The organism is Stenotrophomonas sp. BIO128-Bstrain (genome assembly GCF_030128875.1).
GTDB classification, from domain to species: domain Bacteria; phylum Pseudomonadota; class Gammaproteobacteria; order Xanthomonadales; family Xanthomonadaceae; genus Stenotrophomonas; species Stenotrophomonas bentonitica_A.
The window spans coordinates 3020824-3043500 of the sequence record NZ_CP124620.1 but is presented as its reverse complement, the minus strand read 5'-3'; the positions used below and the strand labels follow the sequence as shown (position 1 = coordinate 3043500).

Sequence of the window (22677 nt, the reverse complement as noted above, 5' to 3'; positions counted from 1 at the left end):
TCAGGCAACAAATCCTCGTGCTATCAGGCAACAAAATCGGCCGAAAAGCCGCGCCAGCGTTGGGTTTTCGCGTCCCTTAACTTCCCTAACAGTAAATACATAACTTTTAGTAGAAGCGCGCCGTTTCGGTGGACAACCGCCCAACGGCACCAAACGCAGAAGCGAAAGACCGGCTTTCCAGCAGGGAGGGCCGCGCCGTGATCCTCGCTCTGCTCAACCAGAAAGGCGGCGTCGGCAAGACCACGCTCGCCACGCACATTGCGGGCGAACTGGCGCTGCGCGGCCAGCATGTCGTCCTGCTCGATGCCGACCCGCAGGGTTCATCGCTGGACTGGACGCAGCGCCGCAGCCAGCAGGGCTTGCCACGGCTGTTCAGCGCCGTGGGCCTTGCCCGCGAAACGCTGCATCAGGAAGCACCAGAACTCGCCAGGCGAGCCGATCACGTCATCATCGACGGCCCGCCGCGCATCGCCGCCCTGGCGCGCTCCGCGCTGCTGGCGGCCGAGCGCGTGCTGATCCCGGTGCAGCCCAGCCCCTACGACCTGTGGGCCAGCTCGGAAATGGTTTCGCTGATCCGCGAGGCGCAGGTGTTCCGGCCTGCGCTGCGTGCGGCCTTCGTCATCAACCGGCGCGTCAGCACCACCATCATCGGCCGCGAGGCGCGGCAATCGCTGGCCGAACAGCCGCTGCCCGCGCTGCGTTCGGAGGTGCATCAGCGCATCGTCTTCGCCGACAGCGTGGCCGCTGGCCGGCTCGCACGCGAGACAGCGCCCGACAGTGCCGCTGCCCGCGAAATCACCGCCCTGGTGGACGAACTGCTGCGGTGGCCGACATGACAGCGCAGCAGCCACCCAACCGCAAACGCACGGGCAAGCGCGTCGGCATCGGCGCACGTCCGCCCGCGAATCCGCACGCCGAGGCGTGGATTCGCCAGGGCGACGCCGATGCGCTGGGCAAAGGCGACCTCTACACCGCGCGCCTGACCCTCGACATTACGCCCGCCATGCGGGCGCGCATCAAGGTGTCGGCCTTCACGCAAGGCATGACCGTGGCCGACTTGTTGCGCGGCCTGCTGGAGCGGGAGTTTCCCGAGCACCGCAGGGAGAACACACCATGACCGCATCCGCTTTGCCTGCCGCGAACGCGGCACCGGCTGCGCCGTTGCCTGCGCTTTCGGCACTCGCCGGACAGGCCGGCAACGTGCCGTTGACGCGCGTTTCGCTGGCCTACCTCGAACACCGCTTCAAGCTCTACCTGCGCTTCGGCGAACCTGCGCGCACGCTGCGCCTGGACGACTGGCGGCGCTGCGCGGTGTTCCTGCCGGGCGCGATGCTCTGCCGCATCCGCTGGCAGGCCAACGATTACGGCACGATCCGCTGGCAGCTCATGGTGATGCAGGCTTGCACACCGCTGGACGCAGCGCAGCGCATTCCCGGTGTGCAGCCGGGCGCGCGCCTGCTGCTGCACACCGAAGGCGATGCCAACGTGCGCGCCGTGCTGGAACGCATCGACGCCATTGAGGCGCTGGGCATCGCCGCCATCGACGTGTCGCCCGCGTACTGGCGCACGCTGGGCAACCGTCTTGCGGCTCGCCTTGCGCTGCCCGAATACACCGCCGAGCGGCATACCGCCTGGCTGGCCGGGAAGGTGCTGCCATGACGGCCCCGATCACCACGGCCAACGCGCCCGCCGTTGCGCCGCGTCCTCGCTCGCGCCTGCGCGCTCGCATCGTCGTGGCGACACTGGCCGCCATCGGCTTCGCTGCGCTGGCCTGGGCGGCTTTCGTGTCGCCGCTGCCGCGTCTGACCTACAACCCGTCCGACAGCGTGGCGGTCGGCTGGTATCGCATCGACCCGCGCACCGCCTCGCTGCCACGTCGGTTGTCCGTGGACAGCATCGTGCTGGTGCCGCTTCCGGCTACGGCCGCCGCGCTCGCTGCGCAGCGCGGCTACCTGCCGACCCGCGTGCCGCTGCTCAAGCGTGTGGGCGCGGTCGCGCCGCAACACGTCTGCATCGTCGCCGGTCAGGTACGCATCGACGGCGTGCCTTCGGCCGCCGTGCTGCCAGCCGACCGGCTGGGCCGGGCGCTGCCATCCTTGCAGCTTTGCCGCCGTCTCGAACCGGGCGAACTGTTCCTGTTGAGCGTGACCAATCCGGCATCGTTCGACAGCCGCTACTTCGGCCCGGTCAGCGCATCTGCCGTGATCGGCGTCGCGCATCCAGTGTGGCTGGAGACAAGCCCATGATGGCCGCCGACTCGCTGCACGTTGCCGTGCATCTTCTCGTGCCATCGGGCGTGTCATTCCGCTGGCCGCTGCTGTGTCGTCGCGCCTGCCGTGCGGGTGCATTCGCACTGCACGTCGCGCTGCATCCGGCGCAGCCGTCCAACGTGCAGACGTCTTGCCTCGAACGCGCCCGGCCTGCGGCCATCGCCGCGTTCGCCGGGGCGCTGGCTGCTCGTGTAGCAGCGCCGCCGGGCCGCCGCTGCCCGGAGCGCCAGCGAGGGGCAAAGGCGGAAGGCAAGACAAAAGGACGCGGCACCGGGCCGCTTCGAAAGCCTGTCTGCACATGGGGGGAACGCAGCACGGAGCGGCTTCGCTGCCGTGCCGCGTTCGGCGCGAGGGTCGCGCCAATGCAGGCATGTCCGCGTGCTTCGCACGACAGGACACGCCAGAGCTTGCAGGGAGAACGGCGATGACCGACCGCCGCGACGACGATTTCCGGGTGCGCCCCAGCGCCCCGAAGAACCGGGGCAAGGGCCAGGGGCAGAGCTTCGTTTCCAAGGTGCTCAAGCAGGCCGGCAAGGCTAGCAGCGGTAAGTCGGCGGTGCGCCGTCCTGGGGCTGTTGGCACCGGCCAGCGCCCCGGTTCGCGCCTGGGGCGCGGCCATACGGCGGCGCGCTTCGCGGGCGCGGAGCTGACGCCCATGTCTCGGCGCGTGACCATCAAGACGCTGCTGGTCAATCACCAGCGGGCCAGCCCGCGATCGCTCGCCAAGCACCTGCGCTACATCGAGCGAGACGGCGCGGGCCGCGATGGCGAACAGGGCCGGGCCTACGGGCCACAGGCTGACGAAGCCGACCTGGATGCCTTCAAGGAACGCTGCGCCGATGACCGCCATCATTTCCGCTTCATCGTTTCGCCCGAGGACGGGGCAGAACTGGACGACCTGCGCACCTACACCCGGCATCTGGTGAACCGCATGGAAGCCGACCTGGGCACGCGGCTGGATTGGGTGGCGGTCGATCACTGGAACACCGACAACCCGCATACCCACCTGATCGTGCGCGGGCGCGACGACACCGGCAAAGACCTCATCATCGCGGGCGACTACATCGCCCACGGCTTTCGCCATCGTGCTGCCGAACTGGCGACCGAATGGCTGGGGCCGCGCACCGAACTGGAGATCCAGCAGACCTTGGGGCGCGAGGTGCAGCAAGAGCGATGGACGAGCCTCGACCGCACACTGCAACGCGAGGCCGGCGAGGATGGCCGGGTGCAGGTCGAACGCTTCAACGAACCCCGGCTGCAACGCCAGCGCCTACTGCTGATCGGCCGCCTGCAGCGCTTGCAGCGCCTGGGCCTGGCCGACGAAATGCAGCCCGGCACCTGGGCCATCCATGCGGATGCCGAGAAGACCTTGCGCGCCCTGGGCGAGCGTGGCGACATCATCCGCACCATGCAGCACGCCATGAGCGGCCAGCCGCGCGAGCTGGCGGTGTTCGAGCCGGGCGACGACGGCCGTACCGTCATCGGCCGAGTGGCTGCAAAGGGGCTGGCCGACGAGCTGCACGACCGCGGCTATCTGGTCATCGACGGCGCAGATGGCAAGGCCCACTACGTCGCATTGAACGCCCGCGACGAGCTGGCGAACTATCCCACCGGCGCGGTAGTGGAGGTGAAGGGTTCGGCCGACGTGCGCGCGGCCGACAAGAACGTCGCTGCGCTGGCGAGCGATGGCCTGTACCGCGCCGATCATCACTTGGCCATTGAACAGGGCCGGGCCAAGCCCGGTCGCGACCCGCAGGAGGTTGTCGCCGCCCACGTTCGGCGGCTGGAAGCCCTGCGCCGGGCGGGCATCGTGGAGCGCATGGCCGAAGGGCTATGGAAGGTGCCGGACGACCTGGCCGAGCGTGGCCGCCAGTACGACGCGCAGCGCCTGGGTGGCGTGGCCGTGGAACTGAAGTCGCACCTGCCCATCGAGCGGCAGGCCCGCGTCATCGGCGCGACCTGGCTTGACCAGCAGTTGATCGGCGGCGGCCGCGGGCTGGGCGACCTGGGCTTTGGTGGCGATGCGAAGCAGGCCATGCAGCAGCGCGCCGACTTCCTCGAAGAACAGGGGCTGGCGCAGCGGCGCGGGCAGCGCGTCATCCTCGCCCGCAACCTGCTGGGCACGCTGCGTAATCGAGAGCTGGCGCAGGCCGCCAAGGGCATTGCCGCCGATACCGGGCTGGAGCACCGCCCGGTGACGGACGGGCATCGCGTGGCCGGCATTTATCGGCGCTCGGTCATGCTCGCCAGCGGGCGCTACGCAATGCTGGACAACGGCATGGGATTCAGCCTCGTGCCGTGGCGGCCGGTGATCGAACAACGCCTGGGGCATCAGATCGCCGCGACGGTGCGCGGCGGCAGCGTATCTTGGGAAATTGGCCGGCAACGCGAGCCGAGCATTTCTTGAGGCCGTTCATTGACTTGTCGAAAGTCCTATCGCCTCTATCAACCTGGGCTTCTGGCTCGCGAAAGTGCCATAGAAGACCTCGTCGTCGATGATCGTGATCGGGGCCACGCGCGTACCGGTTCGAGACTTGACCTCTGCGGAAATCTTAGGGTTGGTCAGGTCGCGCTCTGCAAACGCAATGCCCTGCTGGGACAGCCACTCCTTCAGCGCCCGGCAGTCTGGGCATGTCGGAGTGCTGTAGATGAGGATGTGCGGCGTGCTGGCCTGGGGCATGGTTGCGCCTTTATTTGCCCCGAGCAGTCAGCCAATTTCTCATCATGGCAATCTCGCTTTCCTGCGCGGAAATGACTTCCTGGGCCAACTTTCGAACATCCTGGTCCTTGCCGTACTGCAGCGCCACCTTGGCCATGTCGATCGCGCCCTGGTGGTGCGGGATCATGCCGCGCATAAAATCGACGTCTGCATCGCCGCTGAAGTTGATCATCATGTCTGCATGCATGCGATCGTTCCCGGCACGATAGACGGCCGTCGAGGCATCGCCTGAGCTACCGGCCGCCACAGGTTGGCCATTTTCCCCCAGCCACTTGTTCATCATGGCGATCTCGCCTTCCTGCGCGGTGATGACCTCCTGGGCCAGCTTGCGGACCTCCTGGTCCTTGCCGTACTGCAGCGCTACCTTGGCCATGTTGATCGCGCCTTGGTGGTGCGGAATCATGCCGCGCATGAAGTCTACGTCGGGGTTGCCAGTGAACTGCGCCCCCATCCCGGCGTGCATCTGGTCATTCACGGCGCGATACGCGGTCGTGGAGGGACTGTCTGTGGACGACGCGCTCGACGGCATTGCGTGTTCCTGGTGACCTCCTCTGGCAATGGCCTGCGCCGCTTCACCCGGCGGGTCCACGTTCTTTTGGACGGCCATTAGGCCCGCGGCGACCACCACCGCTCCGACGATGAACAAGAGGCTGAACTTGTTGACCTTCATGAAGAAACTCCTTGGATGAGGCTGATGGAGTCACTGTAGGGCTTCCTATTGTTGGAAGGTCAAGCTCCTTGTTTCGCTTCGTCACCTGGGCGCTGCACGGCTACGGGCTCATGCCAAAAGTGCTCGATTCCAATGTCGTCTATTTCAATACCTGCAATGAAGCGCCTCGCGCCCAGCCACATGTGATCACCGATGGCCTCGCAGTTTCTGCTTCCACAGGAGCTAGGAATTGCGTGAAACTACTGCTTTCCAATGACGCAATTGAGCTCTCGCTTCCTCATAAGAGGCCGGTGTGCAGAACTGAATGAGACGTCTCGGATTCTGTGCTAGAGGAATCGAATCGTTGTATAAATCGTGAGGAGCCTGATCATTCACAAAGGAAATAACATCGCTTTCAGCGCTCTTTAGTCGCTGCTTGAGGTTTTCGAAGTCCAGGTCAATCCATTCCGCACGAAGCAGCAAGGCAGACGTCCGCACTTTCCGTGTCATCTCATGCATTCTCAGATGAATAGGATTCAGGCTACTTGCAGTAGGGGCCACCGCCCTTAAGGATGCGACATTCCAAGCAACGAGGTCCGTGTGAATGGCCAGAACACTGATGTCGATAGAGTGCGGGCTGTCGGATAGGCATACGATTTTTTGGTATTCGTCGCGTGAAACTGTGGCCACATCAACAGAGAACTTGCGATGAAGCGTCATGAGCGACCGAAGCAGCTCTGCTTTAGTACGTGGGACGTTCATTGGATCGCCTTGCTAAACCTACCGCCAGTGACCAAGGACGTCGCAGTATGTTCCTGAAGGCTAGGCTGCATCAGCGACCTTCGCAAATCCAACAGTGATGTTTTGAGTTCCATTAAATGAGCCACACGAACATCGAGGTCGAAAAGGTGCTTGCAAATGCGTGCATTCGCAGCATCGCCAGCCCTATTTGGCTCACTGACCAGACATAGAATTTCGCGAATATCGTCGATTGACATTTCCAGGGCGCGACACATACGAATCCAATTCAAATAGGTCACATGTTCAGGATCGTAGTGGCGGTAGTTGTTTTTTCCTCGCCCAGGCGCCTTTAGTAATCCTTGACGCTCGTAAAATCGGATGGTTTCAGTGGTCGTTGAAGTCGTCTTTGCTAGTTCTCCAATTTTCACGCATCCCTCCATTCGAACTAGCCGTATCCGTTCTGGAAGCGGCGGCCCCATAAAATCTGACAAACCTACATTGACACTTGGCTCGTTGCCTTTGAGCTTCGTCGAACGGCAAAGCGAATCAGCCCTGGTGTCCGATCTGCGCTTTTAGGCCGCTCTTGCCGACGATCGCCTGGAAGACCGGGCCGGGCCCTTCAGGCGAACTTTCCCTTCTATCTATGTAGGCAAGGGGCGAGCAAACTGAGAAAGCACGCTTAGTGAGACGTGCGCAGTGACTGGCTGGAACGATGGTCTTTTCCCTGCCCGTCATCTGGCTTCTCGACACCGCGGAACCGCAGCAAGCGCAACGCGTTGAGCGTTACCAATGCCGTCGCCCCGGTATCGGCAAGAACGGCAACCCAGAGGCCGGTCATGCCCAGAACAGTGGTGACCAGGAACAGACCCTTGAGTCCAAGCGCGAACACCACGTTCTGGTGGATGTTGGCCATGGTCGCGCGCGAAAGCTCAACCAAGTGAGCCACATCGCTGACCCGACTCTTCAGAAGCGCAGCATCAGCGGTTTCCAGTGCCACATCAGTGCCGCCACCCATGGCAATACCGACGTCAGCTGTAGCTAAAGCCGGCGCGTCATTGATTCCATCGCCAACCATGCCAACCTTGTCATCGCGCTTCATCTTGTTGATCAAGTCCAGCTTGTCCTGCGGCAAGAGTTCAGCCTTCCAGTCGATTCCCAGGCTGTCGGCGATCGCCTGAGCCGTGCGCCGGTTGTCTCCGGTCAGCATGATCGACTGCACTCCCATGGCCTTGAGCCTGGCGACGCCCTCGCGGGCATCTCGGCGAGGCTCGTCGCGCATTGCAAGCAATCCCATGACTGCCCCCATCTTTTCCTCAAAGAGTACGACCACCGTTTTGCCTTCATCTTCAAGTGTTTCGATGCTGCGGCGATGCTCGGCGGTGAGAGTGGCAACCTGCGAAGCATGCGTTGGCGAGCCCACGGCCAGCGCTTTGCCTTCCACCACAGCCCGAACAGCTTTGCCGGCTATAGCAGAAGCGTCGGTAGCCTTCGGAACGATCGTGTTGGTGCTATCAGCATGTGCGACGATCGCCTTGGCCAAGGGGTGGTTGGAGCCGGATTCGACTGCCGCAGCCATCGCCAGAATTTCATTCTTCTTGAATTGCTCGTAGGCTACGACTTCGGTCACGCACGGCTTGCCTTCCGTCAGCGTGCCAGTTTTATCGAATCCAATGGTTCGGACGCGACCGATGGTCTCCAAGGCGTTTCCGCCCTTGATCAGCAAACCACGGCGTGTTGCTACCGCCAGACCTGAAGCGATGGCCGCGGGTGTGGACAGCACCAATGCGCATGGACAAGCAATTAAGAGAAGGGCAAGGCCACGGTACAGCCAAGTCGCCCATTCCCCCCCCATGGTCAGCGGCGGTACGACCACGATCAGCGCGGCAATTGCCATCACCGCCGGGGTGTAGTAGCGGCTGAACTTCTCGATGAACCGGGCCGTGGGAGCCTTCGAGGACTGGGCCTGTTCGACCAATTGAATGATGCGCGAGATGGTGTTGTCCGATGCGGTCTTCTCAACCCGCACTTCCAGTGCGCCGTCGACGTTGATCGAACCGGCGAAAACCTCGTTGCCGATCGCCTTCTGGCGAGGTACGGACTCGCCCGTAATGGGTGACTCATCAAGGCTCGACTCGCCATGCAGAATTTCGCCGTCCGCAGGAACGCGGTCGCCGGGGCGAACCAGGACGCGATCATTGATTTTCAGCGAGGACGCAGGCACGGTGCGTTGTCCCCCGTTGGGATCGAGCAGAACGGCAGTCTTCGGCACCAACGATGCCAGTGCTTTGATACCGGCGCGCGCACGGCCAGCGGCCACGCTCTCCAGCAGTTCGCCGACGGCGAAGAGGAAGACAACGGCTGCAGCTTCTTCGGCTTCGCCGATAACGAGCGCGCCAATCGCCGCGACCGACATCAATGTTTCGATGGAAAAATGCGACCCCGACTGCGCCAATGCGAAAGCCTTACGGGCAAACGGGACGACACCCGCGATCACAGCAGCGGCAAAGATCCACTCGGCATAGCCCGGAACCAGTTGCGCGATCGCATAGGCTGAACCCATCAACGCGCCCAGTCCGATGACATGCTTGCCTTTTCGGGTCTGCCACCAGCGCTGATTGCGCGCAGGAGAGGCTGGAGCGATCGGCGATGCACTCGCACCATCGGTGCGTCGCATATCTGACACGCCGAAGCCGAGGCTCTTGATTGTTTTCTCGATGTCGCCGACTTGGGTGCTCGCTCCTGTCGCCAGCGTTAGCTCCAGCGTCTCAGCGGTGAAGTTAATGCGAGCGTCTGAAACTCCTGGCATGCGGGCCAGCGCTGTTTCGATCTTGCCGACGCAACTGGCGCAGTCCATGCCCTCGACGCGCATCGAGACGTTGGGTGGCGACTCGGGATCTGCGCGCCGCGTGGCGGGGGCCCCATGTTGATGGGTTCCACATGCACCATGGGTATGGCTGTGTTTGTGCTCTGAATCGCAGCCGTGATCGTGATCGTGATGATCCCCGTGCGCATGGTCATGGCCCGCACAACCAGCTCCTGTCATATGCTCATGCGGGTGGGAGACGCCGTTTTGCTTTGCGTGTCGGTCATCGAGACCTCGGTGAGCATGCCCTCCGTCCTGATGACCGCCGCAGCAGCCTTCTTGCGATGGCTCGTGCTTGCCATTGTGATCTTGGGCCGCATGGCTATGAGCCCCATGGTCATGGTGGCCGGAGCATGCGCTATGACCATGGGGGACGTGATTGTCGTTCGCGCGCGGTGCCGACTGGGGCATCGCGGACGCGGGAAGCTGCTCGACGCCGAAGCCGAGCGAGCGGATCTTCTTCGCAATCACGTTTGCCGTCGTCCCGCCGGTCGCATCACGGGTCAACGAGAGAGTTTCGCTCGTGAAATTGACGCTCACGTCGGATACACCACTGAGGCGCGCCAGCGCTGTTTCGATCTTGCCGACGCAACTGGCGCAGTCCATGCCCTCTACACGAAAGCCCAGCCGTTCACCGGGCTGACCCGTGCGTTCCGCTGTTTCCAAAGACATAACGATCTCCTGGTTTTAACTCGCGTGGCCGACGTACAACTTGGTGCCCTCAACCCGCCAGAATTCATATAAACAATAACACACATGAAAAGATGTTTATATGTTCGGTAAAAAAATATCCCGATCACTTGGCGGTCTTTAGGGCCTTCCAACCCGCACGTCCGGCCACACGGAATGCATCGTTACATTTGCTCGTAACGCGCCAGCGCGGCGCGATAGGTCGGCGACGACGTGTCCGGTGTCGCGTCACCGCGCCAGAACTGATCCAGGCCGGCAGCCTGCCACTTCTGCAGGTCCGCCTGGACAGCTTGGCGAGTCAGGGCAGCAGGCGCTTGGTAGTCGGCGCCGAGTTTGGCCTTCAGGTAGCGCTGGTAGGCAGCGTTGTAAGCCGGGGAAAACACAGCCGTCGTGCGGGCGGCATAGAGGGCAAGACCCGCGCGCTTCCACATTTCCAGGTCGGCTTGGACTTCTGCGCGGGTTTTACCTGCAGCCGGTGCCTGGTACTTGTCACCTTGCACCAGTTGCAGGTAGCGCTGGTAAGCAGCTTGGTACTCGGGGCTGAAGGTATCGGGGCTGGAGTTGCCTTGCTGGAACTTGTCCATGCCCGCCAGCTTCCATGCTTGCATATCCGACTGGACTTCGGCGCCGGTTAGGGCGGCCTGCAACGGTTGAGCATGGGCAGCACCGACACACAGGGCGGCGGCAAGCATAGCTGCAACACGAAGTTTCTGGGACATATCCGTTCTCCTTAACGCTATGAACATTGACACGATGGAGCAGCTCCATAGCGAGACTGCTTAAACGAATCATATCATACATATGAAGATGTGTTCATGTATAAATATAAAAGATGCGGTAATGAGCCGTTGCGCACCCTTGCTGCACAAATGGAACAGGAGGCGCACAAGAAGTAAGCGGGGGCGCCGGTCAATCGTGCCTTAAGCCTCCGCTGGCGCGGCACCAGCCTCGTTCAAAAGTAGAAGACCGAAAAAACCAAGGGCGAACACCGTCGTTTTGGTGTTCGCCCCCACTTTTGCCTGAGGTCAATTTTTTGATGACTAAGGTCGCACAGCCAGCGAAACCGAGCGCGTTTGCGCAGCGCTAGTCATCGGTTCTGTCTTCGGAGATATGCTCTGCCATGTCCCTCAGTACCTGACTGACGTGCAGATCCGCGATGCTGTAGAAGATGTGCTTGGCATGACGCTCGCCGCGAACTAGGCGCGCGCCTCTCAACAGCCTCAGGTGATGGCTGACCAGCGACTGAGAAAGGTCCAGCGTCTCGGCAATCTCACCCACGGGAACCGATCCCCGCATGCACTGCAGCAATATCTTCAGTCGCGATTGATCTCCTAGCAGGCGAAATGTCTCCGCCAGCACGGACACTTCGGCCTGAGAAATCTCCAATGTCTCGGTCTCGGTCTCGGCATGGTGATGGGGCATCGTCGTTGCCTCGCTGCTCGATGGAATTGCGTGGGTTTCATCGCTCATGGCTTCGGATACTCCTGTTAAACGCGCACTGGAAAATGCGCATCACTGACGATGCCCATTGGCTGAGTCGCCGTGCTCATGGTCTTCATGGCCGTGATCGTGCTCGTGATCTACAGCGCCTTGGGCCACGGCTTGAAGGCTGCAAGCGGCCTCGTCCGCATCAGTGTTCCAGTCAATGGCGACTGTGGCGTGCTCGACACTGAAACGCTCCTTGAGTTCTTTCTCGACCAACTTGGCCACCGCCTTCGCTTGCTCATCCGCCTTTGGCCGAATGTGCAAAGTCGCCAGGGTGCGGCCTGAGGTCAGTTGCCAGACATGTACATGGCTCACCGCTGCCAGCCCCGGCACCGAGTTCATGAGGCCGTGCTCGACCTGTTCTGGCGAAGCGTTCTCAGGCGCCCCTTCCAGCAGAATATGAATTGACTTGGCAAGGAGCTTCCAGGCACTGCGCAGGATGAGCGCCGCCACGAGAACGGACAGGATGGGGTCGATAGGCGTCCACCCCGTGAGCATGACGACAACTGCAGCGACGATGGCACCCACCGATCCCAGCAGATCACCCATGACGTGCAGGACAGCACCCTTTATGTTGACGTGGTCGGTGTCGCCCCGCGTCATGATCCACAAGACCAACACGTTCACCAGCAGGCCGGCGATCGCCACGATCATCATCGGGCCTGCGAGGATCTGCGGGGGATCGAAGAAGCGTTCCCATGCCTCGTATCCGATCCAGCCGACGATCGCGAACAAAGTCACAGCATTTACGAACCCGGCAATCACCTCGAAACGCAGATAGCCAAACGTGCGTTTGCTGTCGGCTGCCCGGCGTCCGAATCGGAACGCCGCATAGGCCAGGGCCAGCGCAACCGCATCGGTAAGCATGTGGCCTGCATCGGCAAGCAGCGCAAGAGAGCCGGACAGCACGCCGCCCACGGCCTCCACCACCATGAAGGTGAAGATCAGGATGAAGGAAATCAGGACCTTGCGCTCGTTGGCGCCGGTTACGGTCGGCGTGTGGGAATGGTCATGGTCATGACCATGGTCGTGCGACGAGTTCGGTTGGGACATGGGACCTCGCTGACGAAAGGCGTTGGATAAGTTTCGGGAACAAGTATAACGCATGAATACGTGTTCATGTGAAGTATTTTCCACGCTTCAATCGTTGCAACCACGCCACGTCTGGCCTCGGGCCATACGAGCTTTTTAGGGCTATGCCCTCCGCTGACGATTGTTGAAAAACTTCCAAAATCACAATGTCTTCTTTCTTCATGTGAACACATGTACAATTGTTCTATCGTTCACTCTTGATCAATGCGCCCGCAGAAGCTCGCACCTCAAGAAATTGATAGACCAACCGGCTTTCTGCCGTCGGTGGAGATTTAGATGTTCAGTATTCGGAAACGAAGAAGTTTGTTTGTAGGCTTATGCGCGCTGTGGGCGGCGGCTGCGTCCGCTCAGCCCGTGAATGACCGGCCCGTGCAGCCAGCCGTCGAACCCACTTCGATGGTGCAGTTGTGGCAATCAGCGTGGGAACGTCAGCCCGAAGCAACTGCCGAATCTTCTTGGCGGCAGGCAGCACAGGCCCGGCGTGCGACTGCCGACAGCCTAACGTCAGGGCCGATGGCATTGGAACTGTCGGGCAAGACCGACCGATTCACTGACCGCGATGGTGCCCGCGAGTATGAAGTGGGCGTTGCGATTCCGTTGTGGCTTCCGGGCGAGCGATCATCGGCAGCGCGCTGGGCCGATGCCGAGAGCTTAGCGTTGACCGGCCGAATCCAGGCCGCGAAGCTGCGCACCGCAGGCCAGGTGAGGCAGGCGTGGTGGAGCTGGCAGCGTGCGGTCGCCGAACTCACGGCTGCGCGAGACCAACAGGGTAATGCGACCAAGCTTGCGGCAGACGTTGCGCGTCGGGTACGCGCCGGCGATCTGGCGCAAGCTGACCGCAACCAGGCGGATGGAGCCGTGGCGCTGGCACGCACCGTACTCGCACAGGCGCAGGCACAGGAAGAGTCCGAGCGGCAAGCGCTGCTGGCAATGATCGGCAGTGATTCGCTCGCCGTTCCACCGGTCCTGGCCGTCGAAGAACTGTCCCTGCTTGGAAGTGCGATCGGAGCTTCGTCTGCCGTTCAAACCGTTCCCGAAGAACATCCACTGCTGCAGGAGTTGCAAAGCAAGGCGCAGGCGGCACGCCGGCAGGCCGAACGCGTAGCGGTTCAGAAGCGGGACAACCCCGAGTTGACACTCTCTACCACGCGCGATCGCGGGGCTCGGGGAGAACACTATGGCCAGACCATCACGGTCGGCGTGCGCATTCCCTTCGGTTCGGGCAGCCGACATACCGAACAGTGGGCCAGTGCGAACGCGGTGGCGCTGGAAGCAGACTCCGAACTCGTGGTTCAGAGGTCACGCCTGCTGGCTGACATACGCACCGCTCAGGCCCGCGCTCGTGCGGCCCAAACGCAGTTGGAGGCGGCGGCCGAACGGCAGCGGCTGGCACAGCAGACGCGAGGTTTCTACCAAAAGTCCTTTGCATTGGGCGAAACCGACATGCCTACCCGGCTGCGTATCGAGCAGGAAGCCACGGACGCGGAACGCCAAGCCTTGCTGGCCCGGGTCGAACTCGCCTCTGCCGTGTCGCTGTTCTTGCAGGCGCAGGGGGTCCTGCCTGAACAGACGCCTGCTATTCAGCAATCCCCTAACGTGCGCTGAAAGCGCGCTTCATCTTATGAGCACGGAAACTGCCATGAACATACGAAAAAACTGGCGCGCCGCGGCGATCAGCGTCGCGCTGGCCTGCGCCGCCACGGCGTCGTGGGCACACGAAGGACATGACGACGCGCCTGCGGCGCCGGCCGGCGAGGCGCTTCCGCGCTTTGTCGCAGCCTCTGACGATTTTGAGCTGGTCGGCGTCCTGCACGGTCAGCGCCTGGCGCTGTACCTGGATCATGCGCCGGACAACCGTCCGGTTGCCCAGGGAGAGCTGGATCTGGAAATCGGCGGCAAGACCGTGAAGGTACAGCCCCACGGCGAAGGTGAATTCGAGGTTGAACTCGCCGAAGCACTGCCTGATGGCGAGACACCGATCATGGCCACGGTCACAGCCGGTGACCAAGTCGACCTGCTGGCGGGAGCGCTAGACATTCACGTCGATGACCATGCGCAAGATGGTGCATCCAAGGTCCTTTCTGCGCCCTATGCGTGGGGCGGTGGCGCCCTTGTCGGGGCAGGGTTGCTCCTGTGGGGGCTGCGCCGCCGCTCGGCTTCCGAACGGAGTGCAGCATGAGAGCGATCAAGCAGTTTGCAGCCCTGAGCCTGGCCGCGGCCTTCTCGCTCAGTCTCGCTGGCAATGTCCAGGCACACGAGGGACATGATCACGGCGATGCCGCTCCGGCCCCTTCGGCCAACGGTCCTCAGCGACAACCCGATGGCAGTGTTTTTCTGCCCAAACCTGCGCAGCGCCAGATCGGCGTGCGCACACGCCCAGTACAGCCCGAACCCCTGGCTCGCACGCATGAGTTGGCGGGCAAGGTGGTCATGGACCCAAATGCGGGCGGACGCGTGCAGTCGATGCTGATGGGCCGGCTGGTGCCAGGCCCGCAGGGGTTACCCAAGATCGGACAAGCGGTCAAAAGAGGCGACGTGCTCGCTTATGTCGAACCCGCCAACGGCGTTCTCGAACGGTCCGGACAACAGGCCCAGATCGCTGAACTGCAAGCCGCCCAGGTGCTGGCCCGCAAGCGCCTGGCCCGCGTGCAGGAACTGGCGGACACGGTCCCTCGCAAGGAAATTGAGGTTGCGGAAAGCGAAGTCGCCAGCTTGGCGGCACGCGCCCGCGCACTATCTGGTGGCCTGTCCGGGCGCGATGTGCTGAAAGCCCCCGTCAGTGGTGTCATTGCCGCGAGCCCGGCCGTAGCTGGTCAGGTGGTAGATGCGCGTGAGCTGGTGTTCGAGGTCGTCGATCCCACCCAGTTGTATGTCGAAGCGTTGACCTATGACCCCGGCCTGGCACAGAACCTGGCGGGCGCCCACATCGCGGTCAATGGCCGCAACGTGGCCTTGGAGGTGGTTGGCGCGGCCAGCAGTCTTCGCGAACAAGCCTTGCCACTGCTCCTCAAGAGCGCGGGCGGCAACCAGTCGCGCCTGGTCGTCGGCCAACCGGTGGCCGTCTATGCCCAGGAGTCTTCCACAGTTCAAGGCTATCGGGTTCCCGTGGCCTCGCTCATGAAGAATGCCGCCAATCAGAACATCGTGTGGGTCAAGCATCAAGCGGAACGCTTCGAGCCGCGCGTCGTGATCACGGCCCCGCTCGATGGCGACTCCATTGCGGTGACCTCTGGCATTGAGCCAGGCGACCGCGTGGTGATTGAAGGTGCCGCGCTCATCAATCAGGTTCGATAAGGGGCACCACTCATGTTCAAGTGGATACTCGAAAACAGCTTGCGCAACCGGCTGCTGGTGATCATCGGTGCACTAGTGCTGATGGCCTACGGTGCGTTCACGCTGTCACGCACCCCCGTTGACGTCTTCCCTGATCTCAACAAGCCGACCGTCACGCTCATGACGGAGGCCGGAGGCATGGCGGCCGAAGAAGTGGAGCAACTGATCAGCTTCCCGTTGGAAACAGCCATGAACGGCTTGCCCAACGTGGAGAGCGTGCGTTCGGTCTCCAGCGCGGGCCTGTCGTTCATCTACGTCACTTTCGACTGGAGTACCGACATCTTCCGCGCGCGCCAGATGGTCTCCGAGCGGCTTTCCTCCCTGGAAGAAGGCATTGCGCCGGGCGTGACGCCCACCATGGGGCCGATCAGCTCGGTCATGGGCGAGATCATGCAGATCGCGATCCCCATCGGCGCCAAGCCCGGCAAGGAAACGTCCGGTAAGCCGCCGCTTTCGGCGATGGACACCCGTGAGTACGCCGACTGGGTACTGCGTCCGCGGCTCATGGCCATCCCAGGCGTTGCGCAGGTGATCCCGATCGGCGGCGAGGTCCGGCAATTCCAGGTCCAGCCCAACACCTCTCGCATGGGCGAACTAGGCGTGACGGCCGACAACCTGGACGCCGCTCTGAAGAACTTTTCGGCCAACACGTCCGGCGGCTTTCTGGAACTCAATGGCCGCGAGTATCTGATCCGAAACCTGGGGCGCACATCCCGACTCGATGATCTGCGCAATCTGCCGCTCACGGTCCGTGGCGGACAGCCGATCTTGCTGCATCAGGTCGCAGACGTGCGCTTCGCTGCCGCAATCAAGCGCGGCGATGCCGGTTTTGAGGGCATGCCGGCCGTCATTTTGGGCGTACAGAAGCAACCGACGGCAGACACGATCGCGCTGACCCAGGCCATCGAGTCCGCGCTGGCGGATATGAAGGGGGCGCTGCCTGCGGGCATGTCTGAGCCGCAAGTGACGTTCCGACAGGCCAACTTCATCGAAGCGTCCATCCACACCCTGCAAGGCAAGCTCATCGGTGCGGCCGCCTTCGTCGCGGTAATCCTGTTCTTCTTTTTGGGCACACTTCGCCCGCTCGTGATCGCGCTGACTGCGATCCCGGCCTCCATCTTCGTCACCGGACTGGTGTTTCACTACTTCGGCATGTCGATCAACACGATGACGCTTGGCGGTCTGGCAATCGCCATTGGCGGGCTGGTCGATGACGCCGTGGTGGATGTCGAGAACATCATGCGCCGACTCAAGGAGGATCGCGCCCGCGACCCCAGCAAGCGCTTGAACCCGCTGGAAATCGTCGCCCAGGCCTCTATGGAGGTCCGGTCGGCCATCCTGTACGCGACGGTCATCATCGTGTTGGTGTTCATGCCGATGTTTGCCTTGCCTGGCATGGAGGGTCGTCTCTTCGTGCCGCTGGGTATCGCCTTCATCGTCTCCACACTGGCCTCGTTGCTGGTCTCTGTGACGGTGACGCCAGTGCTGTCCTACTACCTCCTGCCAAAGATGAAGTCGCTCGATCATGGCGACACCCGTGTCCTGGCCTGGCTTAAGTCACGCTATCAAGCCGGGCTGTGGCAAGTGCTTCGCCGCCCACGTGCCGCAATGAGCATTGCGGGCGTGGCTGTGGTTCTGGCAATCGCAGCAGTGCCGTTCTTCCCGACCACCTTCCTGCCTCCCTTCAACGAGGGCACGCTGCTCGTGGGCCTGCGCCTCAACCCCGGCGTAACGCTCGCCGAGTCTTCCACGCTGGCTCGACAGGCAGAGCTCCTGGTGGCCCAGGTCCCTGAAGTGCAGCACGTGGGACGGCGAAGCGGGCGTGCCGAACTGGATGAGCATGCCGAAGGTGTCCACGTCAGCGAACTAGATGTGGGGCTGCTGCCGGCCTCGGAACTCACCCGCTCCATGGATGAGATCACGGCCGACATCCGCTCCCGTTTGGCGAACCTGCCCGGCTCGGTCGGTATCGGACAGCCGATCTCGCACCGGATCGACCATATGTTGTCGGGTGTTCGGTCCCAGATTGCCATCAAGATCTTCGGTGAAGACCTGGACACGCTACGGGGTCAGGCCGAACAGTTACGCACGAAGCTGGCTGGCATTGCGGGCGTGGCCGACCTGGAGGTCGAGAAGCAGGTACTGGCACCGCAAATCAAGGTGCGGGTGGACTACGCCGCCGCCGCCCGGTACGGCATTGCCGCGCCGCAGATCCTGTCCACCCTGCAAGGTCTGGTGGAAGGAGAGCGGGTGACCGAGGTCGTCGAGGGAAACCGCAGGTTTGCGCTAGTGATCCGCCTGCCGGAGAACGCGCGCTCGGTTGACGGCTTGCAGCGACTGCTGATCGACACGCCCATGGGCCGCATTCCGCTGTCGCAGGTGGCCGTCATCGAGGAAAGCGACGGCCCCAACCAGGTCAGCCGCGACGATGGACGCCGGCGCATCGTGCTTTCGGCAAACGCCCAAGGCCGGCCGCTCTCCGACGTCGTTGCCGACATTCGCGCCGTGGTGGCGGAAATGCGTCTGCCCGAAGGCTACTTCATCACCATGGGTGGGCAATTCCAGGCCCAGGAGGAGGCCTCGCGTCTGGTCGGCATGCTCTCCATCGTTTCCCTGGTCCTGATGTTTGTCGTGTTGTACACGCGCTATCAGTCGGTGGTGCTCTCGGGGCTGATCATGGTCAACATTCCCCTGGCACTTGTCGGAGCGGTGGTGGGTTTGTGGCTGTCTGGACAACCACTGTCGATCGCTGCGCTGGTGGGCTTCATCACACTGGCCGGCATCTCAGTACGCAATGGCATCTTGAAGGTCAGCCATTACCTCAACCTCATGCGCCTGGAAGGCGAGTCGTTCGACCAACGAATGATTGTGCGCGGTTCGCTGGAACGTCTCAGCCCGGTGCTGATGACTGCGCTGGTAACCGCCTTCGCGCTGGCACCGTTGCTGTTCGAGGCCGAGCGTCCTGGGACCGAGATTCTGCACCCAGTCGCCGTAGTGATCTTCTCGGGTCTCGTGAGCTCGACGCTGCTCGATACGTTCCTCACCCCGACTATGTTCTGGCTGTTCGGTCGCAAGCCGGCCGAGCGCTTGGTCGACGAACGCAGCGAAGAGGCCTTTTGATGCGGCCGCACTCGACCGCCACTCCCTTTCCGATACTTTCCACCACCCCAGGAGGCTTATCCATGCAACTCTTCAAACGCTCAGTGCTGGCCGGCATTGCCCTGACCATGGCGTCTGCGACCGCTTTTGCCGCCGATGATCACGACCATGAACACGATCACACGCCTCGCCACGCTGGTGTCGTCGTCGAAGCCAATGACGTGGACTACGAACTTGTTGTTCAACCCGCGCTCGCCCAACTTTATTTGCGCGACCATGGCAAGGAGGTCAATGTCAGCGATGCCAAGGCCAAGCTCGTGTTGCTCGCGGGCGCGCAGAAGCAGGAGGTGCAACTGTCACCTGCTGCCGACGGCAGCCGCCTGGAAAACAATGGCGCTTTCGCGGCAAAGGGTGCGAAAGCCGTAGTTCAAGTCGAGCGTGGGGGCAAAGTCAACAGCATACGATTCGTCCTTCCGTAAAGGCGGGCAACCGTTTTGGGACAGGCGGCCATGTGTCGCCGGCCCGATTCTCCAGCGATATCAGCGTTGGCAGACTTCGCGTCTGAACCACCTCAGGAGATTGCACATGGACAATAACTTCGATGTCATCGTCATCGGTGCGGGCTCCGCCGGCTACTCGTCGCTATGGTCTTCGGCGATGTGGATGGCCATGTCCAGCAGCACCTGGTTCACGTGCTGGTCGGCCACCTCATAGAAGATCTGCTTGGCCTGGCGCACGCCCTTGACCAACCTCGCTCCACGCAGCAGCCGCAGGTGGTGACTCACCAGTGATTGCGAGAGGTCGAGAGTTTCTGCGATGTCACCAACCGAAGTAGACCCCTTCATACAGCACAGCATGATTCTCAGCCGGGACGGGTCGCCCAGGAGGCGGAAGGTCTCGGCCAGGATCGTCACGTCGTTCTGTGACAGGGAGGCCAGATCGACGTTTGGGCCCTTCTGCGGAGCACTGGCTGGTTTGCGTGGAGTCATCTCTCAAAAATTCCTACTCTCGAACGGCTGTTCTCGCCCTTCAGGATCAACGAGGCCGCGACCGCTTGAAAGCGCGCGTAGCCCGGGACCAGGGCGAACCTGGCAGCCAAGGCCCATCGTTTCCCCGCGCACCGGACCATATCTGAAACCTGACACTACCCGAAAAAATCGCTTGACCTTCCCACGATGGTAATCCCTAAGCTCCCCCGTGTCTAATATCAACTCTGGGAAACAAACATGAGCACGCCGATAACGAGTGATGCTCGTGCCGCCGCAGCAGCGATCAGCCTGCCCATCGAGGGCATGACTTGCGCGAGCTGCGTCGGCCGAGTCGAGGCCGCCCTGGCCAAGGTGCCGGGCGTGGACAGCGTATCCGTTAATCTGGCCACCGAGCGGGCGAACATCCGCCTGTCGACGCCTGTCGATCGCATGGCGTTGATCCAGGCGGTCGAGAAGGTCGGCTACGACGTGCCTGCTGGCACGGTCGAACTGGCTGTCGAGGGTATGACCTGCGCGTCCTGCGTGGGCCGTGTCGAGAAGGCGCTCAAAGCCGTTCCAGGTGTCACTGAAGCCACGGTCAACCTGGCAACCGAGCGCGCGACCGTGCGCGGTGTCGCCGCCGCACAGGACCTGATCGCGGCCATCGAGAAAGTCGGCTACGAAGCCAGTCCGGTCGATACCGGCGCCCACGCCGATGAGGAAGCTGTCGAGAAGAAGGACGCCGAGCGCGCCAAACTCAAGCGCGACCTGACCTTGGCCGCCGTGCTGGCGCTGCCGGTGTTCGTGCTTGAAATGGGTTCGCACATGATTCCTGGCATGCACGAGTGGGTCGCAGCCACGATCGGCATCCAGCAGAGCTGGTATTTGCAGTTCGTGTTGACCCTGCTTGTGCTCGCCATTCCCGGGTGGCGTTTCTACGAGAAGGGCTTCCCGGCCCTGTTCCGCCTGGGTCCCGACATGAACTCGCTGGTGGCGGTCGGCACGGCTGCGGCCTTCGGCTATTCGATGGTCGCCACCTTCGCGCCCGGGCTGCTGCCGGCTGGCACGGTGAACGTCTATTACGAGGCGGCCGCCGTGATCGTGGCGCTGATCCTGCTGGGCCGCTTTCTTGAGGCGCGGGCCAAGGGCCGAACGTCCGAGGCCATCAAGCGCCTGGTCGGCCTGCAGGCCAGGGAGGCGCACGTGCTGCGCGACGGCAGCATCGTGGACATCCCCATCAACGATGTGGCCCTGGGCGACATTGTGGAAGTGCGCCCCGGCGAGCGGGTGCCGGTCGATGGCGAAGTGACCGAGGGCCGCAGCTTCGTGGACGAGTCGATGATCACCGGCGAACCGATCCCTGTCGAGAAGACGCAAGGCAGTACCGTGGTCGGCGGCACCGTCAACCAGAAGGGTGCGCTGACGCTGCGCGCGACTGCGGTGGGCGGGCAAACCATGCTGGCGCAGATCATTCGCATGGTCGAGCAGGCACAAGGCTCCAAGCTGCCGATCCAGGCCGTGGTGGACAAGGTGACGCTGTGGTTCGTGCCTGCCGTCATGCTGGCCGCCGTGCTGACCTTCCTGGTCTGGCTGGTGTTCGGCCCGTCGCCGGCGCTGTCCTTCGCGCTGGTCAATGCCGTGGCGGTGCTGATCATTGCCTGCCCGTGCGCCATGGGCTTGGCGACGCCGACCTCCATCATGGTCGGCACGGGCCGGGGTGCCGAGATGGGCGTGCTGTTCCGCAAGGGCGAAGCGCTGCAACTGCTCAAGGACGCCAAGGTGGTGGCCGTGGACAAGACCGGCACGCTGACCGAAGGCCGCCCGGTCCTGACCGACCTGGAGATCGCCGAGGGCTTTGATCGCAGCCAGGTGCTGGCGAAAGTCGCTGCCGTGGAATCGCGCTCGGAGCATCCTATCGCGCGCGCCATCGTCGAGTCGGCCGTGGAAGGGGGCATCGCGTTGCCGACCATGACGGATTTCGATTCGGTCACGGGCATGGGCGTGCGCGCCACCGTGAACGGCGCGCGCGTCGAAGTCGGTGCCGATCGCTTCATGCGTGAGCTGGGACTGGACGTCGGTGCGTTCGCGGGCACCGCCGAGCGGCTGGGCAACGAAGGCAAGTCGCCGCTGTACGCTGCCATCGAGGGCCGGCTGGCTGCCATCATCGCAGTGGCCGACCCGATCAAGTCCAGCACGCCCACGGCCATCGCTGCCTTGCATCAACTCGGCTTGAAGGTCGCCATGATCACTGGCGACAACGCGCGCACAGCACAAGCCATCGCCAGGCAGCTTGGCATCGACGAGGTGGTGGCCGAAGTGCTGCCCGCGGGCAAGGTCGAAGCCGTGCGCCGACTCAAGGCCAGCCACGGCCAGATCACCTACGTAGGCGACGGCATCAACGACGCCCCGGCGCTGGCCGAGGCAGATGTGGGCCTGGCGATCGGCACAGGCACCGACGTGGCGGTGGAATCGGCCGACGTGGTGCTCATGTCCGGCAACCTGCAGGGCGTGCCCAACGCCATCGCGCTGTCCAAGGCCACCATCGGCAACATTCGCCAGAACCTGTTCTGGGCCTTCGGCTACAACACGGCGCTGATCCCGGTGGCCGCGGGCGTCCTGTATCCCGCTTATGGACTGCTGTTGTCACCGATCTTCGCGGCCGGCGCGATGGCGGTGTCGAGCGTGTTCGTGCTCGGCAACGCGCTCCGCCTGCGCCGCTTCCAGCCGCCACTGGCGGCGGATACCGCTCATTAAGAAAGGAGGAACAC

At 62.8% G+C, this 22677-nt stretch carries 20 protein-coding genes; 11 read left to right on the top strand and 9 right to left on the bottom strand.

Annotation, left to right across the window (positions count from 1 at the left end; translation table 11 throughout):
- The first annotated feature begins 197 nt into the window (after positions 1-197).
- The 5 genes from parA to POS15_RS13870 all read left to right on the top strand — a co-directional run bounded on the left by parA (position 198) and on the right by POS15_RS13870 (position 4677).
- Positions 198-836 (top strand): ParA family partition ATPase, encoded by a 639-nt coding sequence (gene parA / locus POS15_RS13890; protein WP_175146546.1) that lies wholly within the window; start codon positions 198-200, stop codon positions 834-836.
- On the top strand, positions 833-1117 hold the full coding sequence (locus tag POS15_RS13885; protein WP_284128329.1) for a chromosome partitioning protein ParB: 285 nt from the start codon (positions 833-835) through the stop codon (positions 1115-1117). Before parA ends, POS15_RS13885 begins: the two co-directional genes overlap by 4 nt.
- The gene (locus tag POS15_RS13880; RefSeq protein WP_187788218.1) at positions 1114-1659 is read left to right on the top strand and encodes a DUF2840 domain-containing protein; all 546 of its coding nucleotides are present in this window, start codon (positions 1114-1116) and stop codon (positions 1657-1659) included. The genes POS15_RS13885 and POS15_RS13880 overlap by 4 nt, the downstream gene beginning before the upstream one ends.
- Positions 1656-2246: a S26 family signal peptidase gene (locus POS15_RS13875; RefSeq protein WP_284128328.1), complete on the top strand. Its 591-nt coding sequence runs from the start codon at positions 1656-1658 to the stop codon at positions 2244-2246. The genes POS15_RS13880 and POS15_RS13875 overlap by 4 nt, the downstream gene beginning before the upstream one ends.
- Positions 2247-2694: 448 nt before the next feature.
- The gene (locus tag POS15_RS13870) at positions 2695-4677 is read left to right on the top strand and encodes a relaxase/mobilization nuclease and DUF3363 domain-containing protein (protein ID WP_284128327.1); all 1983 of its coding nucleotides are present in this window, start codon (positions 2695-2697) and stop codon (positions 4675-4677) included.
- Between the two features lie 6 nt (positions 4678-4683).
- Here the strand turns inward: POS15_RS13870 and POS15_RS13865 are convergent, their stop codons facing one another.
- The 8 genes from POS15_RS13865 to POS15_RS13830 all read right to left on the bottom strand — a co-directional run bounded on the left by POS15_RS13865 (position 4684) and on the right by POS15_RS13830 (position 12470).
- Positions 4684-4950 carry a glutaredoxin family protein gene (locus POS15_RS13865; protein ID WP_187788215.1) on the bottom strand — a complete coding sequence of 89 codons (267 nt, stop codon included), beginning with the start codon at positions 4948-4950 and terminating at the stop codon, positions 4684-4686.
- A gap of 10 nt (positions 4951-4960) precedes the next feature.
- Positions 4961-5659, bottom strand: a complete 699-nt coding sequence (locus tag POS15_RS13860; protein ID WP_187788214.1) for a DUF305 domain-containing protein — start codon at positions 5657-5659, stop codon at positions 4961-4963.
- A 222-nt stretch (positions 5660-5881) separates the two neighbouring features.
- The gene (locus POS15_RS13855) at positions 5882-6400 is read right to left on the bottom strand and encodes a ClbS/DfsB family four-helix bundle protein (RefSeq protein WP_187788213.1); all 519 of its coding nucleotides are present in this window, start codon (positions 6398-6400) and stop codon (positions 5882-5884) included.
- On the bottom strand, positions 6397-6807 hold the full coding sequence (locus tag POS15_RS13850) for a MerR family transcriptional regulator (protein ID WP_187788212.1): 411 nt from the start codon (positions 6805-6807) through the stop codon (positions 6397-6399). Before POS15_RS13850 ends, POS15_RS13855 begins: the two co-directional genes overlap by 4 nt.
- A gap of 251 nt (positions 6808-7058) precedes the next feature.
- Positions 7059-9914, bottom strand: a complete 2856-nt coding sequence (locus POS15_RS13845) for a heavy metal translocating P-type ATPase (RefSeq protein ID WP_284128326.1) — start codon at positions 9912-9914, stop codon at positions 7059-7061.
- Between the two features lie 182 nt (positions 9915-10096).
- Entirely contained in the window at positions 10097-10651 is a 555-nt protein-coding gene (locus tag POS15_RS13840) for a DUF4148 domain-containing protein (protein WP_187788210.1), read from the bottom strand.
- Between the two features lie 364 nt (positions 10652-11015).
- Entirely contained in the window at positions 11016-11354 is a 339-nt protein-coding gene (locus POS15_RS13835; RefSeq protein WP_284129648.1) for a metalloregulator ArsR/SmtB family transcription factor, read from the bottom strand.
- 90 nt (positions 11355-11444) lie between these two features.
- Entirely contained in the window at positions 11445-12470 is a 1026-nt protein-coding gene (locus POS15_RS13830; protein WP_187788209.1) for a cation diffusion facilitator family transporter, read from the bottom strand.
- A gap of 315 nt (positions 12471-12785) precedes the next feature.
- Between POS15_RS13830 and POS15_RS13825 the strand changes: the two genes are divergently transcribed.
- From POS15_RS13825 to POS15_RS13805, 5 genes are all read left to right on the top strand, one after another.
- Positions 12786-14114 carry a TolC family protein gene (locus tag POS15_RS13825; protein WP_187788208.1) on the top strand — a complete coding sequence of 443 codons (1329 nt, stop codon included), beginning with the start codon at positions 12786-12788 and terminating at the stop codon, positions 14112-14114.
- A 34-nt stretch (positions 14115-14148) separates the two neighbouring features.
- Positions 14149-14688: a hypothetical protein gene (locus POS15_RS13820; protein WP_187788207.1), complete on the top strand. Its 540-nt coding sequence runs from the start codon at positions 14149-14151 to the stop codon at positions 14686-14688.
- Positions 14685-15803 (top strand): HlyD family efflux transporter periplasmic adaptor subunit, encoded by a 1119-nt coding sequence (locus tag POS15_RS13815; RefSeq protein ID WP_187788206.1) that lies wholly within the window; start codon positions 14685-14687, stop codon positions 15801-15803. The genes POS15_RS13820 and POS15_RS13815 overlap by 4 nt, the downstream gene beginning before the upstream one ends.
- A 12-nt stretch (positions 15804-15815) precedes the next feature.
- Positions 15816-18962: an efflux RND transporter permease subunit gene (locus POS15_RS13810; RefSeq protein ID WP_284128325.1), complete on the top strand. Its 3147-nt coding sequence runs from the start codon at positions 15816-15818 to the stop codon at positions 18960-18962.
- Between the two features lie 62 nt (positions 18963-19024).
- The gene (locus POS15_RS13805) at positions 19025-19420 is read left to right on the top strand and encodes a hypothetical protein (protein WP_187788204.1); all 396 of its coding nucleotides are present in this window, start codon (positions 19025-19027) and stop codon (positions 19418-19420) included.
- A 153-nt stretch (positions 19421-19573) separates the two neighbouring features.
- Here the strand turns inward: POS15_RS13805 and POS15_RS13800 are convergent, their stop codons facing one another.
- Positions 19574-19930 carry a metalloregulator ArsR/SmtB family transcription factor gene (locus tag POS15_RS13800; RefSeq protein WP_187788203.1) on the bottom strand — a complete coding sequence of 119 codons (357 nt, stop codon included), beginning with the start codon at positions 19928-19930 and terminating at the stop codon, positions 19574-19576.
- A 237-nt stretch (positions 19931-20167) separates the two neighbouring features.
- Here POS15_RS13800 and POS15_RS13795 point away from each other — a divergent pair, with 237 nt between their 5' ends.
- Complete coding sequence (locus tag POS15_RS13795) at positions 20168-22663, top strand: heavy metal translocating P-type ATPase (protein WP_284128324.1); 2496 nt, start codon at positions 20168-20170, stop codon at positions 22661-22663.
- Positions 22664-22677 lie beyond the last annotated feature (14 nt).

Coding starts and splice junctions, on each gene's coding strand:
- POS15_RS13885 (WP_284128329.1), top strand. CDS start 833: ATGACAGCGCAGCAGCCACCCAACCGCAAACGCACGGGCAAGCGCGTC.
- POS15_RS13880 (WP_187788218.1), top strand. CDS start 1,114: ATGACCGCATCCGCTTTGCCTGCCGCGAACGCGGCACCGGCTGCGCCG.
- POS15_RS13875 (WP_284128328.1), top strand. CDS start 1,656: ATGACGGCCCCGATCACCACGGCCAACGCGCCCGCCGTTGCGCCGCGT.
- POS15_RS13870 (WP_284128327.1), top strand. CDS start 2,695: ATGACCGACCGCCGCGACGACGATTTCCGGGTGCGCCCCAGCGCCCCG.
- POS15_RS13865 (WP_187788215.1), bottom strand. CDS start 4,950: ATGCCCCAGGCCAGCACGCCGCACATCCTCATCTACAGCACTCCGACA.
- POS15_RS13860 (WP_187788214.1), bottom strand. CDS start 5,659: ATGAAGGTCAACAAGTTCAGCCTCTTGTTCATCGTCGGAGCGGTGGTG.
- POS15_RS13855 (WP_187788213.1), bottom strand. CDS start 6,400: ATGAACGTCCCACGTACTAAAGCAGAGCTGCTTCGGTCGCTCATGACG.
- POS15_RS13845 (WP_284128326.1), bottom strand. CDS start 9,914: ATGTCTTTGGAAACAGCGGAACGCACGGGTCAGCCCGGTGAACGGCTG.
- POS15_RS13840 (WP_187788210.1), bottom strand. CDS start 10,651: ATGTCCCAGAAACTTCGTGTTGCAGCTATGCTTGCCGCCGCCCTGTGT.
- POS15_RS13835 (WP_284129648.1), bottom strand. CDS start 11,354: ATGCCCCATCACCATGCCGAGACCGAGACCGAGACATTGGAGATTTCT.
- POS15_RS13830 (WP_187788209.1), bottom strand. CDS start 12,470: ATGTCCCAACCGAACTCGTCGCACGACCATGGTCATGACCATGACCAT.
- POS15_RS13825 (WP_187788208.1), top strand. CDS start 12,786: ATGTTCAGTATTCGGAAACGAAGAAGTTTGTTTGTAGGCTTATGCGCG.
- POS15_RS13820 (WP_187788207.1), top strand. CDS start 14,149: ATGAACATACGAAAAAACTGGCGCGCCGCGGCGATCAGCGTCGCGCTG.
- POS15_RS13815 (WP_187788206.1), top strand. CDS start 14,685: ATGAGAGCGATCAAGCAGTTTGCAGCCCTGAGCCTGGCCGCGGCCTTC.
- POS15_RS13810 (WP_284128325.1), top strand. CDS start 15,816: ATGTTCAAGTGGATACTCGAAAACAGCTTGCGCAACCGGCTGCTGGTG.
- POS15_RS13805 (WP_187788204.1), top strand. CDS start 19,025: ATGCAACTCTTCAAACGCTCAGTGCTGGCCGGCATTGCCCTGACCATG.
- POS15_RS13800 (WP_187788203.1), bottom strand. CDS start 19,930: ATGACTCCACGCAAACCAGCCAGTGCTCCGCAGAAGGGCCCAAACGTC.
- POS15_RS13795 (WP_284128324.1), top strand. CDS start 20,168: ATGAGCACGCCGATAACGAGTGATGCTCGTGCCGCCGCAGCAGCGATC.